Source organism: Streptomyces sp. NPDC003327 (assembly GCF_053589515.1).
Window position 1 is genome coordinate 1 of sequence record NZ_JBSFSA010000027.1, and the last position, 12,735, is coordinate 12,735.

The 12,735-nt window shown below is 72.8% G+C and carries 13 protein-coding genes; 4 read left to right on the top strand and 9 right to left on the bottom strand.

Features of this window, described 5'->3' with window-relative positions; translation table 11 throughout:
- Positions 1 to 150 precede the first annotated feature (150 nt).
- The 7 genes from truB to rimP all read right to left on the bottom strand — a co-directional run bounded on the left by truB (position 151) and on the right by rimP (position 7,082).
- Positions 151 to 1,077: a tRNA pseudouridine(55) synthase TruB gene (truB, locus tag ACWDVG_RS20395; RefSeq protein ID WP_451700693.1), complete on the bottom strand. Its 927-nt coding sequence runs from the start codon at positions 1,075 to 1,077 to the stop codon at positions 151 to 153.
- Positions 1,074 to 1,514 (bottom strand): 30S ribosome-binding factor RbfA, encoded by a 441-nt coding sequence (gene rbfA / locus ACWDVG_RS20400; RefSeq protein WP_451700694.1) that lies wholly within the window; start codon positions 1,512 to 1,514, stop codon positions 1,074 to 1,076. Before rbfA ends, truB begins: the two co-directional genes overlap by 4 nt.
- Before the next feature lie 29 nt (positions 1,515 to 1,543).
- A complete protein-coding gene (locus tag ACWDVG_RS20405) occupies positions 1,544 to 1,837 on the bottom strand; it encodes a DUF503 domain-containing protein (protein WP_451700696.1) in 294 nt (97 codons plus the stop codon).
- 140 nt (positions 1,838 to 1,977) lie between these two features.
- Positions 1,978 to 5,082 carry a translation initiation factor IF-2 gene (gene infB, locus ACWDVG_RS20410; protein ID WP_451700697.1) on the bottom strand — a complete coding sequence of 1,035 codons (3,105 nt, stop codon included), beginning with the start codon at positions 5,080 to 5,082 and terminating at the stop codon, positions 1,978 to 1,980.
- A 148-nt stretch (positions 5,083 to 5,230) separates the two neighbouring features.
- Positions 5,231 to 5,512, bottom strand: coding sequence for a YlxR family protein (locus tag ACWDVG_RS20415; protein WP_451700698.1), 282 nt, complete (start codon positions 5,510 to 5,512; stop codon positions 5,231 to 5,233).
- Between the two features lie 74 nt (positions 5,513 to 5,586).
- Positions 5,587 to 6,582, bottom strand: a complete 996-nt coding sequence (nusA, locus tag ACWDVG_RS20420) for a transcription termination factor NusA (protein ID WP_451700699.1) — start codon at positions 6,580 to 6,582, stop codon at positions 5,587 to 5,589.
- Between the two features lie 2 nt (positions 6,583 to 6,584).
- Positions 6,585 to 7,082 (bottom strand): ribosome maturation factor RimP, encoded by a 498-nt coding sequence (rimP, locus tag ACWDVG_RS20425; RefSeq protein WP_451700700.1) that lies wholly within the window; start codon positions 7,080 to 7,082, stop codon positions 6,585 to 6,587.
- 164 nt (positions 7,083 to 7,246) lie between these two features.
- On the opposite strand from rimP, the gene ACWDVG_RS20430 reads away from it, so the two are divergent.
- The 4 genes from ACWDVG_RS20430 (at position 7,247) to ACWDVG_RS20445 (ending at position 10,258) form a co-directional block, all read left to right on the top strand.
- Positions 7,247 to 7,810 (top strand): hypothetical protein, encoded by a 564-nt coding sequence (locus ACWDVG_RS20430; RefSeq protein WP_451700701.1) that lies wholly within the window; start codon positions 7,247 to 7,249, stop codon positions 7,808 to 7,810.
- Positions 7,807 to 8,223 carry a ferritin-like domain-containing protein gene (locus ACWDVG_RS20435; protein WP_451700702.1) on the top strand — a complete coding sequence of 139 codons (417 nt, stop codon included), beginning with the start codon at positions 7,807 to 7,809 and terminating at the stop codon, positions 8,221 to 8,223. The genes ACWDVG_RS20430 and ACWDVG_RS20435 overlap by 4 nt, the downstream gene beginning before the upstream one ends.
- 34 nt (positions 8,224 to 8,257) lie before the next feature.
- Positions 8,258 to 9,226, top strand: coding sequence for an aminoglycoside phosphotransferase family protein (locus ACWDVG_RS20440; RefSeq protein ID WP_451700703.1), 969 nt, complete (start codon positions 8,258 to 8,260; stop codon positions 9,224 to 9,226).
- Positions 9,227 to 9,316: 90 nt separating this feature from the next.
- Positions 9,317 to 10,258 carry a slipin family protein gene (locus tag ACWDVG_RS20445; protein WP_451700704.1) on the top strand — a complete coding sequence of 314 codons (942 nt, stop codon included), beginning with the start codon at positions 9,317 to 9,319 and terminating at the stop codon, positions 10,256 to 10,258.
- A gap of 75 nt (positions 10,259 to 10,333) precedes the next feature.
- On the opposite strand, the gene ACWDVG_RS20450 is transcribed toward ACWDVG_RS20445, so the two are convergent.
- Complete coding sequence (locus ACWDVG_RS20450; RefSeq protein ID WP_451700705.1) at positions 10,334 to 12,034, bottom strand: proline--tRNA ligase; 1,701 nt, start codon at positions 12,032 to 12,034, stop codon at positions 10,334 to 10,336.
- Between the two features lie 71 nt (positions 12,035 to 12,105).
- On the bottom strand, positions 12,106 to 12,651 hold the full coding sequence (locus tag ACWDVG_RS20455) for a GNAT family N-acetyltransferase (RefSeq protein WP_451700706.1): 546 nt from the start codon (positions 12,649 to 12,651) through the stop codon (positions 12,106 to 12,108).
- Positions 12,652 to 12,735: the final 84 nt, after the last annotated feature.

Consider the following 12,735-nt stretch of genomic DNA (forward strand, 5'->3'; position numbering starts at 1 on the left):
GGGGGAGACGGAGCGTGCGGCGGAGGAGGGAGGTGACCCGCGATGAGTGAGCACGGCCGAGCGCACGAGGACGAGTACCGCATCGCGCGGCTGCGTGCGTGCCCGCCCCACCGTGTCCCACAGCCCCGGTCCCGGCCGGGGCGCCGGCCGTCAGCCGAAGACGGCGAGGCTCTTGGCCTTGCCCCGCTGCTCCTCGACGAGCGCGAGCAGCGTGCCGCCCGGCCCGAAGACCGCGACGGGCCCCTTCGGGTACGCGGGCATCTCCAGCCTGACCCCGTTCAGGAGGAGCCGGGCCCGCTTCTCGTCGACGTCCCAGCGCGGGAACGCCGCCTCGGCCGCCTCGGCGACCGGCATGACCGTCAGCTCCTCCTGGAGCTGGTCGAGGGTCTTCGCCGTGTCCAGCTTGTACGGGCCGACCCGGGTGCGGCGCAGCGCGGTCAGATGGCCGCCCACGCCGAGCCCGGCGCCGAGGTCCCGGGCGAGCGCCCGGATGTACGTGCCGGAGGAGCAGACCACCGAGACCACCAGGTCGACGACCGGGGTGCCGTCCTCCGCGGTGGCCTCCCGCACGTCGTACACCCGGAACGAGGAGACGGTGACCGGGCGGGCCGGGATCTCGAACTCCTCGCCGCCGCGCACGCGCGCGTACGACCGCTTGCCGTCGATCTTGATGGCCGAGACCTTGGACGGCACCTGCATGATGTCGCCGGTCAGTTCGGCCACGCCCGCGTCGATCTGCTCGCGGGTGACCTTCGACGCGTCGACCGACGCCGTGATCTCGCCCTCGGCGTCGTCGGTGACGGTGGTCTGGCCCAGGCGGATGGTGCCCAGGTACTCCTTCTCGGTCAGCGCGAGGTGACCGAGGAGCTTGGTCGCCCGCTCCACGCCGAGGACGAGGACGCCCGTGGCCATGGGGTCGAGCGTGCCGGCGTGGCCGACGCGGCGGGTCCTGGCGATCCCCCGCATCTTGGCCACGACGTCGTGGGACGTGAAGCCCGACGGCTTGTCGACGATGACGAGGCCGTCGAGGGGACCCCTCCCGGCGGTGGCCGGGGGGGTCTTTTCTGCGGTGCTCATTCGGCGGCTTCGTCCTCGCCCTGCTTCTTGTAGGGGTCGGCCTCACCCGCGAAGGCGGCACCGGAGGAGGCCTGCCGCACCTGGGCGTCGGAGGCCCGCGCCTTGTCGAGGAGGTCCTCGATGGTCCGCGCGTTCTCGGGGAGGGCGTCGGCCACGAACGCCAGGGTCGGGGTGAACTTCGTCCCCGCCGCACGGCCCACGGCCGAACGGAGGATGCCCTTGGCGCTCTCCAGGCCCGCGGCGGCGCTCGCCCGGTCCTCCTCGTCGCCGTAGACCGTGTAGAAGACCGTGGCCTCCCGCAGGTCACCGGTGACGCGGGTGTCCGTGATGGTCACGTGCGTACCCAGGCGCGGGTCCTTGATGCCGCGCTGCAGCTTCTCGGCGACCACCTCCCGGATGAGGTCCGCCAGCTTCTTCGCCCGCGCGTTGTCGGCCACTGGTCCTTCTCCTTCTTTGCCTTGCTCTGTCAGTCTTCATCAGTGTGGAGCCTGCGTCGCACCGACAGCAGTTCCACCTCCGGCCGGGCGGCCACCAGCCGCTCGCAGCGGTCGAGGACCCCGCTGAGGTGGGCCGGGTCCCCCGACACCATGGCGACGCCGATCTCGACGCGCCGATGGAGGTTCTGGCCGCTGACCTCCGCCACGCTCACCGCGAATTTCCGCTGGAGCTCGGCGACGATCGGTTTGACGAGGGAGCGCTTCTCCTTCAGTGAACGTACGTCGCCGAGGAGCAGGTCGAAGGACAGGGTCCCCACATACATGTGTGTCCGGATGTCCCGCCGGTTCGGGGTCAGTGGCCCCGCCGACCAGCCGGCGAGGACACCTGAAACCGTACACGCAACGGCCGGGGCCGATCGACGGAAATAATCTCCGCCGACCGGCCCCGGCTCACCGCTGTACGTCAGGCGCGCGGCTTCTCGCGCATCTCGTACGTCGCGATGACGTCGTCGATCTTGATGTCGTTGAAGTTTCCGAGGTTGATACCACCCTCGAAGCCCTCGCGGATCTCGGTGACGTCGTCCTTGAAGCGGCGCAGACCCTCGATGTTGAGGTTCTCCGCGATGACCTTGCCGTCGCGGATGAGGCGCGCCTTGGTGTTGCGCTTGACCTCGCCCGAGCGGATGAGGACACCGGCGATGTTGCCCAGCTTGGACGAGCGGAAGACCTCGCGGATCTCCGCCGTGCCGAGCTCGACCTCTTCGTACTCCGGCTTGAGGAGGCCCTTGAGCGCCGCCTCGATCTCCTCGATGGCCTGGTAGATCACCGAGTAGTACCGGACGTCGACGCCCTCGCGCTCCGCCATCTGCGCCGCGCGGCCCGCGGCGCGGACGTTGTAGCCGATGACGATGGCGTCGGAGCCCATGGCCAGGTCGATGTCGGACTCGGTGACCGCACCCACACCGCGGTGCAGGACGCGGATGTCGACCTCTTCACCGACGTCGAGCTGGAGCAGCGAGGACTCGAGAGCCTCGACCGCACCGGACGCGTCGCCCTTGATGATGAGGTTGAGTTCCTGGACCAGACCGGCCTTGAGCACCTTGTCGAGGTCCTCGAGGGACACCCGGCGGACGCGCTTGGCGAAGGCGGCGTTGCGCTCACGCGCGGCGCGCTTCTCGGCGATCTGGCGGGCCGTACGGTCCTCGTCGACGACCAGGAAGTTGTCGCCGGCGCCCGGGACGTTGGTGAGACCCAGGACCAGGACGGGAGTCGACGGGGTCGCCTCCTCGACGTTGTTGCCCTTGTCGTCGAGCATGGCCCGGACACGGCCGTACGCGTCGCCGACGACCATCGTGTCGCCGATGCGCAGCGTTCCGCGCTGGACGAGGACGGTCGAGACGGCACCTCGACCGCGGTCGAGGTGGGACTCGATCGCGATGCCCTGCGCGTCCTGGTTCGGGTTGGCCCGCAGGTCGAGCGAGGCGTCGGCGGTGAGGACGACGGCCTCCAGCAGGGAGTCGATGTGCAGACCCTGCTTGGCGGAGATGTCGACGAACATCGTGTCGCCGCCGTACTCCTCGGCCACCAGACCGAACTCGGTCAGCTGGCCGCGGACCTTGGTCGGGTCGGCACCCTCGACGTCGATCTTGTTGACCGCGACGACGATCGGGACGCCGGCGGCCTTGGCGTGGTTGAGCGCCTCGATCGTCTGCGGCATGACGCCGTCGTTGGCCGCGACCACGAGGATCGCGATGTCGGTCGACTTCGCACCACGGGCACGCATGGCGGTGAACGCCTCGTGACCCGGGGTGTCGATGAAGGTGATGCGGCGCTCTTCACCGTTGACCTCGGTGCCCACCTGGTAGGCACCGATGTGCTGGGTGATGCCACCGGCCTCGCCCGCGACGACGTTGGTCTTGCGGATCGCGTCGAGCAGTCGGGTCTTTCCGTGGTCGACGTGACCCATGACGGTCACGACCGGCGGACGGGAGACCAGGGCCTCTTCGCCGCCCTCGTCCTCGCCGAACTCGATGTCGAAGGACTCGAGAAGCTCGCGGTCCTCCTCCTCCGGGCTGACGACCTGGACGACGTAGTTCATCTCCTCGGCCAGCATGACGAGCGTGTCGTCGGAGACGGACTGCGTGGCCGTGACCATCTCGCCGAGGTTCATCATGACCGCGACGAGCGACGCCGGGTTGGCGCCGATCTTCTCCGCGAAGTCGGTGAGGGACGCACCGCGCGACAGGCGAATGGTCTCGCCGTTGCCGCGAGGCAGCATCACGCCGCCCACGGACGGGGCCTGCATGGCCTCGTACTCCTGGCGCCTCTGCCGCTTCGACTTGCGACCGCGACGCGCGGGACCGCCGGGACGACCGAAGGCGCCCTGCGTGCCACCACGGCCACCCGGACCGCCGGGACGGCCGCCGAAGCCGCCGGGACGACCGCCGAAGCCGCCGCCACCGCCGCCGGGACCACCCGGACGACCGCCGCCGCCACCACCGGGACCACCGGGACGGCCGGCGAAGCCGCCGCCGCCACCGCCGGGACCGGCCGGACGACCGGTGAAGCCGGGACGACCGCCGCCGCCGCCGGGACCGCCCGGACGACCGCCGGGGCCACCCGGGCCACGGCCGCCGGGGCCGGGACGCGGGCCGGCAGCGGGACGCTGCGGCATCATGCCCGGGTTCGGACGGTTACCGCCGGGCGCGCCGCCCGGACGGGGAGCCTGCGGGCGCGGCATGCCACCCGGGGTCGGGCGCGGAGCGCCGCCCTGGGGACGAGGGGCGCCACCGGGGCCGCCCTGCGGACGCGGGGCACCCGGAACGGCACCGGGGCCGCCGGGACGCGGCGCGCCGCCACCCGGACGGGGCGCCTGCGGGCGCGCCATGCCGGTGGAGCCGCCCGAGGTGAACGGGTTGTTGCCCGGACGCGGACCGGCCGGACGGGCACCGCCCGGACGGGGCGCCTGCTGGCCGGGGCGCGCCGCGCCCTGACCCTGCGGGCGGGGCGCCTGCTGGCCCGGACGGGCGGCCGGGCGGGGGCCCGGGGTCGCGCCGGCGGGACGCTGCTGACCGGCGGCCGGAGCCGACGGAGGCGCGGTGAACTCCGGGGTGGTCGGAGCCGGGGAGGCCGGCGCCGGCTTCGGCGCGGCCGCGGGCTTCGGACCCGGGGTCGGACGCGGGCCGGGGGCCGGCGTCGAGGGCTTCTCGGCCGCCGCGGGCTTGGGCGCCGGGGTGGGCGCGCCGGGCTTCGGGGCGGCGGGACGGGCCCCCTCTGCCCGGGGGGCAGGAGAGGTGCCCTGCGCCGCGGAGGGCGCGGGGGACGCCGGCGCCGGCTTCGGCGCGGCGGGGGAAGGCGCTGCCTTGCGGGGCGCGCCGGGCTTGGCAGCGGTCTTGCCGGCGTTGCCACCGGGACCCTGCAAAGCGTCAGTCAACTTGCGCACGACCGGCGCCTCGATCGTCGAGGACGCCGAACGGACGAATTCACCGAGTTCTTGGAGCTTGGCCATGACGACCTTGCTCTCCACACCGAACTCCTTGGCGAGTTCGTATACCCGGACCTTAGCCACTTCGCTCCTTTGAGGTCCGGTTACCGCCGGACCGTCTCTACTTCATGGGCGTACTCATCGCGTACTCATCGAGTGCTCATCGCAATCTCGACCTACTTCCAACTCGCGAGGTACCTGACCGCACGGTGATCCGTGCCGTACTTCTTCTTCACTGCGGTGCTGCCTGCTCGACGTGGTGACGGAGTTCCGCGGTGTCGAGCGGTCCCTGGACCCTGAGGGCCCGGGGGAACGCCCGGCGGCGGACCGCCAGGTCGAGACAGACGACGGCGGGGTGCAGGTACGCACCCCGGCCGGGCAGCGTACCGCGATGATCAGGAACGCACTCGTCCTTGCTCACCACGATCCGCAGCAGATCGCTCTTGGCCGCTCGCTCCCGGCATCCCACACAGGTTCGCTCAGGGCACACGCGGGCATGCGTCCGGCCAGACACGATTAAGTCTACCTCCCCGTACCGACCGCACCCGTTTGGGGCAAAAATCGAACAGTCGTTGGCCAAAAGTGATCTCAGTCCTGCGGACCCGCGAGCTCCGTGTCCGGCCGGATGTCGATCCGCCAGCCGGTGAGGCGCGCCGCAAGACGGGCGTTCTGCCCCTCCTTGCCGATGGCGAGGGAGAGCTGGTAGTCGGGCACCGTCACCCGCGCCGACCGGGCGGCCAGGTCGACGACCTCCACCTTGGAGACCCGCGCCGGGGAGAGCGCGTTCGCCACCATCTCGGCCGGGTCGTCCGACCAGTCGACGATGTCGATCTTCTCGCCGAGCAGCTCCGCCATCACGTTGCGGACGCGGCTGCCCATCGGGCCGATGCAGGCGCCCTTGGGGTTCAGGCCCGAACGGGTGGAACGGACGGCGATCTTGGTGCGGTGACCGGCCTCACGCGCGATGGCCGCGATCTCGACCGAACCGTCGGCGATCTCCGGCACCTCCAGGGCGAAGAGCTTCTTCACCAGATTGGGGTGGGTGCGCGAAAGGGTGACGGACGGACCGCGGACGCCCTTGGCCACCCGGACGACGTACGTGCGCAGGCGCAGGCCGTGCGTGTAGTCCTCGCCCGGCACCTGCTCCTGCACCGGCAGGATGGCCTCCAGCTTGTCGTCCAGCTTGACGAGGACGTTCTTCGGGTCCTTGCCCTGCTGCACCACACCGGCGACGACGTCGCCCTCGCGGCGGGCGTACTCGCCGAACGTCACGTCGTTCTCGGCGTCGCGCAGCCGCTGCTGGATCACCTGGCGGGCGGTGCTCGCCGCGATCCGGCCGAAGTCCGACGGCGTGTCGTCGAAGTCCTTCGGCTGCTGGCCCTCTTCCAGGTCCGCCGGGTCCTCCTTCGCCCACACCGTCACGTGACCGGTGTGCCGGTCCAGCTCCACGCGCGCGTGGCGGCGGGCGTCGGGGGTGCGGTGGTACGCGATGAGGAGGGCCGACTCGATCGCCTCGACCAACAGGTCGAAGGAGATCTCCTTCTCGGTCGCCAAGCCCTTCAGGAGCTTCACGTCGATGTCCACGGCTACGCCTCCTCTTCCTTCTTGTCCTTGCGGTTGAACTCGATCTCGACACGCGCCTTCGCGATCTCGGCGAACTCGACCCGGCGGGCGGTGGGCTTGCGCCCCTTCACGCCAGGCACCTCCATGTCGAGGCCGTCCTCGTCCACGGCGAGGATGCGCGCGACCAGGTCGTCGCCCTCGGTGAGCTGCAGCTTGGCCAGCCGGCCGGTGGCCCGCACGTAGTGGCGGTGCTCGGTCAGGGGGCGGTCGGCGCCGGGGGAGCTGACTTCGAGGACGTACTCGCCCTCGCCCATCGCGTCGGTCTCGTCGAGCTTCTCGGAGATCGCGCGGCTCAGCTCGGCACAGGCGTCCAGCTCCACGCCCTCGTCCGAGTCGACGATGATCCTCAGCAGTCCGCGGCGGCCGGCCCGGGACACCTCGATCTCTTCCAGATCCAGGTCCTTCGCGTGGACGAGCGGCTCAATGAGTCCGCGCAGCCTGTCGCTCTGGGTGGTGCTCATCCGGGTGACTCCTCGGCCGCGTGTGCTGTTGTGGGTTCGTCGCGTGTCGGATCAAGGGTATCCGGTCCCGAAGGGTGTTGCCGTCCACCGCCCCGGGGCCCGCGGGTACGCTCGCCTGCGGTGATCTTCGACGAGCCGGAGCTCCGACGACCGAGGGAGAGAGCGTGACGACGACGGGCAGGCGCGCACTCCTGGCGGCCGGGGCCTCGGCCGCCGCCGCGGCCCTCGCGGCCTGCACCTCCGACGGCGGCACCGGTCCGCGCCGGCCGACCGCCGCCCAGCGGGAGGCCGAACGGGTGGCGCGCGCCGAGGCGGCGCTCCGCCTGCGGTCCGTGACCACCAGCCGGACCCTCCTGGAGCGGTACGACGCCACGCTCGCCGCGCACCCCGCCCTCGCCGCCCGGCTGACCCCGCTGCGGACCTCCGTCGCCGCGCACGCCGCGGCCCTCGGCGAGGGCGGCACGACGGTACGGCCCGCGACCGCCTCCCCGACGACGTCCCCGTCCGCGCGGCCGAGCGCGCGGCCCGGCGCCGCGGCTCCCGCCGTACGGGTGGCGGCCGACCCCGCGGCCGCCCTCGCGGAGCTCGCCGCCGCCGAACGGACCGCCGCCGACGCGCACACAGCCGCCCTCCTGACCGCGCCCCCCGAGTACGCCCGGCTGCTCGCCTCCGTGGCCGCCGCGGGCGCGGGCCACGCCTACCTGCTGACCGAAGGAGCCCCCCGATGAGCGCCCTCGACGCCGCCCAGGCCGCCCTGGCCGCCGAGCACGCCGCGGTGTACGGGTACGGGGTCGTCGGCGGCCGGATCGGTACAGAGCGCCGGGCCGAGGCCAGGGCCGCCCACGAGGCCCACCGGGCGCGCCGGGACGCGCTGCGCCGGACCGTACGGGACCTCGGGGGCTCCCCCGTCGTGTCGGCCGCCGCCTACCGGCTGCCCTTCGCCGTCGACGACCCGGCCGGAGCGGTCCGGCTCGCCGCCCATCTGGAGGACCGCGTGGCCGGGGTCTACTCCGACCTCGTGCGGGCCGCCGAGGGCCCGCTGCGCGGCGAGGCTGCCGCCTCGCTCCGGGAGGCCGCGGTACGGGCCGTCCGCTGGCGCGGCGGCGACGTAACCTTTCCTGGGCTCGCCGAGCGGGCCTGAGCCGCCGGGCCCCGACCGAAGGAACGACGTACGCATGGGTTTCGAACCGCCGCAGCGCCTCGTGAGGGCGCTCGGTGAGACGTACGGGTCCGCCGCCGCGGCCGCCTGGCTGGAGACGCTGCCCACCGCCGCCGAACGGGCGCTGGCGGGGGCCGGGCTCACCGCCGACCGGGTGATGGCCCCGGGCGGGCGCACCAGCCTGGTGCTGCTGGTCCGCCGCGCCGACGACTCCCCCGCCGCCCTCAAGGTCGCGCCGCCGTTCACCCGCCCGGACCTGGAGCGGGACGCGCTCGCCCACTGGAACGGCTGGGGCGCGGTCGGCCTCCTCGACACGACCGGCGCCGACGCGCCCGGCGACGGGCACGGGGACGGCGGGGACGGGGACGGGGACGGCGGGGACGGGGACGGCGCCCCCGCCCTCGTACTCGAACGGCTGCACCCGGAGGTGTCGCTGCGCTCCCTGCCGGAGGCCAAGGCGCTCCTGGAGGCGGCCGGAACCGTACGGAAGCTGTGGGTGGAGCCGCCGGCCGGGCACGGCTTCCCTTCGGTGGCCGAGCGGACCACCGCGCAGGCCGCCGCGATGGAGGCCCACCGGTCGGACGCCGCCGCCGGCGACCTGACGGCGGCGGCGCTCGCCGCGCGCGAGGAGCTCCTCGCCGCGGACGCCGAGACGGTCCTGCTGCACGGCAACTTCCGGCAGGGCAAGGTCCTCGCGGGCGACCGGGCGCCCTGGCTCGCCGTCGGCCCCGAACCGCTGGTCGGCGAACGGGCCTACGACCTCGCCCGGCTCGTCCGCGACCGGGTCGAGGACCTGGTCGCCGCCTCGGCCGGGGCCTCGGCCGCCCGGCGGCGGGTCAACAAGCTGGCCGACTCCCTCGACGTGGACCGGGACCGGCTGCGCGGCTGGACCCTCTTCCGCGCGGTCGAGTCCGGCACCCGCGCGCTGACGGCGGGGCGCCGCCAGGACGCGGAGCTGCTTCTCGAGTTCGCGGGCTGGCTGTGAGGGATCGCCCCGGACCGCCGGACGGCGTCTGATCGGCGGGACGACCCCCGAGGGAATACCCTGGCCCTAACCCTTACCGAGGGGGCCGTGATGATCGAAGAGCTGTTGATGGCGGCCGCCGGCGCAGCGGTGGCGGCCACGGCGTACGCGGGCGCGGCTGCCCGGGTCGTGAAGCAGTACGAACGGGGCGTCGTGTTCCGCTTCGGCCGGCTGCGCGAGGGCGTGCGGACGCCCGGCTTCACCATGATCGTTCCGCTGGTGGACCGGCTGCACAAGGTGAACATGCAGATCGTCACGATGCCCGTGCCCGCGCAGGAGGGCATCACCCGCGACAACGTGACCGTCCGCGTGGACGCCGTCGTGTACTTCAAGGTCGTCGACGCCGCCGAGGCGATCGTCCAGGTCGAGGACTACAAGTTCGCGGTCTCGCAGATGGCGCAGACCTCGCTGCGGTCCATCATCGGCAAGAGCGACCTCGACGACCTGCTCTCCAACCGCGAGAAGCTCAACCAGGGCCTGGAGCTGATGCTCGACTCCCCCGCCATCGGGTGGGGCGTGCAGATCGACCGCGTCGAGATCAAGGACGTCTCCCTGCCCGAGACGATGAAGCGCTCCATGGCCCGACAGGCGGAGGCCGACCGGGAACGGCGGGCCCGGGTGATCAACGCGGACGCGGAGCTCCAGGCGTCGAAGAAGCTGGCGGAGGCGGCGCGGCAGATGGAAGGGACGCCGTCGGCGCTCCAGCTGCGCCTGTTGCAGACGGTGATGGCCGTGTCGGCCGAGAAGAACTCGACGCTGGTGCTGCCGATACCGGTGGAACTGCTGCGGTTCCTGGACCGGGCGGCGCCGGTGGCGCACGAGCCCGAGGAGACCGCGCACGGTCCCCGCGCGGAGGCGGCGCCGGAGCACGGGCCGCGAACGGAGGCGCTGACCGGCGACGCGTACCTGCGGGGGCTCACGGACGCGTCGTCCGCGGTCGAGGACCTGACGGGCGCCTCCGTGGAGCCCGCGCCGCACGACACCGCGCCCTGACACGCCCCGGCAGTTCCCGGGAAACGGGCCCGCCCCGGCGGAGACGTACGTCTGCCGGGGCGGGACCGTGGTGGATCAGGCGGTGAGCCGGTCGAGGGCCTCCGCGACCGTCAGCTCCTCGCGCTCGCCCGTGCGGCGGTCCTTCAGCTCCAGCACACCCTCAGCCGAGCGGCGGCCCGCGACCAGGATCTTCGGGACGCCGATCAGCTCCGCGTCCGTGAACTTCACGCCCGGGGAGACACCCGCGCGGTCGTCGACGAGGACCCGGAGGCCCGCGGCGGAGAGCTTCTCGGAGACCTCCAGGGCCAGCTCGGTCTGGAGCGCCTTGCCGGCGGCGACGACGTGGACGTCGGCCGGGGCGACCTCGGCCGGCCAGCACAGGCCCTTCTCGTCGGCGGTCTGCTCGGCGAGGGCGGCGACGGCGCGCGAGACGCCGACGCCGTACGAACCCATGGTGACGCGGACAGGCTTGCCGTTCTGGCCGAGGACGTCGAGCTTCAGCGCGTCGGCGTACTTGCGGCCGAGCTGGAAGATGTGACCGATCTCGATGGCCCGGTCGAGCGTGAGGCCGGTGCCGCACTTGGGGCACGGGTCGCCGTCCTGGACGACGACGACGTCGACGTACGCGGAGACCTCGAAGTCGCGGCCCGCGACGACGTTCTTCGCGTGCGTGCCCTCCTTGTTGGCCCCGGTGATCCAGGCCGTGCCGGGGGCGACGCGCGGGTCGGCGATGTAGGTGACCTTCTCCAGGCCCTGGGGGCCGACATAGCCGCGGACCAGGTCGGCGCGGGCGGCGAAGTCGGTCTCGGTGACCAGCTCGACGGCGGCGGGGGCGAAGTGGGCCTCGACCTTGTCCATGTCGACCTCGCGGTCGCCGGGCACGCCCACGGCGACGATCTCGCCGTCGACCTTCACGAGGAGGTTCTTCAGCGTGGCGGAGGCGGGGACGCCGAGCGAGGCGGCGAGCGTCTCGATGGTGGGCGTGTCGGGGGTCGGGATCTCCTCGGCGGCCGGGACGTCGGCGGCGTCGACGGCCTTGACCTCCTGGTACACGGCCTCCGTGTTGGCGGCGAAGTCGCAGTTCGGGCAGTCGGCGAAGGTGTCCTCGCCGGCCTCGGCGGGGGCGAGGAACTCCTCGGACTTCGAGCCGCCCATGGCGCCCGCGGTGGCGGCGCAGATGCGGTAGTCGAGGCCGAGGCGCTCGAAGATCCGCTGGTAGGCCTGGCGGTGCAGCCCGTACGACGCGGCGAGGCCCTCGTCCTCGGTGTCGAAGGAGTACGAGTCCTTCATGAGGAACTCGCGGCCGCGCAGGATGCCGGCGCGGGGGCGGGCCTCGTCGCGGAACTTGGTCTGGATCTGGTAGAGGATGACCGGCAGGTCCTTGTAGGACGAGCACTGGTCCTTCACCAGGAGGGTGAAGATCTCCTCGTGGGTGGGGCCGAGGAGGTAGTCGCCGCCCTTGCGGTCCTGGAGGCGGAAGAGCTCCGCGCCGTACTCGTCCCAGCGGCCGGTCGCCTCGTACGGCTCGCGGGGCAGCAGCGCGGGGAGGGAGACCTCCTGGGCGCCGATGGCGTCCATCTCCTCGCGGACGATCCGCTCGACGTTGGAGAGGACCTTCTTGCCCAGGGGCAGCCAGCTCCAGATGCCGGCGGCGGTGCGGCGCACGTAGCCGGCGCGGACGAGGAGCTTGTGGCTGAGGACCTCGGCGTCCGCCGGGTCGTCGCGCAGCGTCTTCGCCATCAACTGGGACATGCGCTGGACCGGTGCGTTGGCCATGGTTCTCGTACTCCTGCCGGGACAAAGGGTGATGGCCCCGAGGTTAGCCGGGCGGCCCCTGGTCGGAGAAATCAGTTCCGGCGGGGCAGCGGCAGGGGGGCGCCCATCACGGCGTAGGGGCGGGGGGCGCTGGGGAAGTGCACGGGCCGGGCGAGGTCGGCGTAGCCGAGGGAGCGGTAGAGGGCGCGGGCCGGGCTGTCGGTGTCGATCGCGGAGAGGATCGAGCGCTTCTCCTCCGCGGTGTCGGTGATGGCCGTGATCAGGCCGCGGCCGAGGCCCCTGCCCTGGAAGTCGGGGTGGACGTGGAGCTCGGTGATGACGAAGGAGCCGTCGAGCCAGTCGTCCGTCCCGTTGGCGCGGAGGTACGGCTCCACGACGGTCGACCACCAGTGGGTGCGGTCGTTGGGCATCCCGTACACGAAGCCGACGAGCCGGCCGTCGGGGGTGGTGGCGCCGAGGGCGCGGGCGCCGGGGCTCATGAGGTGGCGCAGCACGATGTGCCGGCGTACGGCGACCTCGTCGGCGTCGAGTCCGAAGGCGACGGCCTGGACGGCGAGGGCCTCGTCCACGCGGGCGGCGAGCTCGACCGGTCCGATCACGACCTGTGCGTCATCCATGCGGCGCACCCTACAAGTGGTCGGGGTCCGGGGGCACCTCGCTCCGTGGCGGATGCCCGGGGAGCGGGGGACCGGCACGGCGCG

Bases quoted from the DNA above. Each gene is read 5' to 3' on its own strand.
- truB (WP_451700693.1), bottom strand. From the start codon at position 1,077: ATGAGCACCGCAGAAAAGACCCCCCCGGCCACCGCCGGGAGGGGTCCC.
- ACWDVG_RS20405 (WP_451700696.1), bottom strand. From the start codon at position 1,837: ATGTATGTGGGGACCCTGTCCTTCGACCTGCTCCTCGGCGACGTACGT.
- rimP (WP_451700700.1), bottom strand. From the start codon at position 7,082: ATGAGCACCACCCAGAGCGACAGGCTGCGCGGACTCATTGAGCCGCTC.
- ACWDVG_RS20435 (WP_451700702.1), top strand. From the start codon at position 7,807: ATGAGCGCCCTCGACGCCGCCCAGGCCGCCCTGGCCGCCGAGCACGCC.
- ACWDVG_RS20440 (WP_451700703.1), top strand. From the start codon at position 8,258: ATGGGTTTCGAACCGCCGCAGCGCCTCGTGAGGGCGCTCGGTGAGACG.
- ACWDVG_RS20445 (WP_451700704.1), top strand. From the start codon at position 9,317: ATGATCGAAGAGCTGTTGATGGCGGCCGCCGGCGCAGCGGTGGCGGCC.
- ACWDVG_RS20450 (WP_451700705.1), bottom strand. From the start codon at position 12,034: ATGGCCAACGCACCGGTCCAGCGCATGTCCCAGTTGATGGCGAAGACG.
- ACWDVG_RS20455 (WP_451700706.1), bottom strand. From the start codon at position 12,651: ATGGATGACGCACAGGTCGTGATCGGACCGGTCGAGCTCGCCGCCCGC.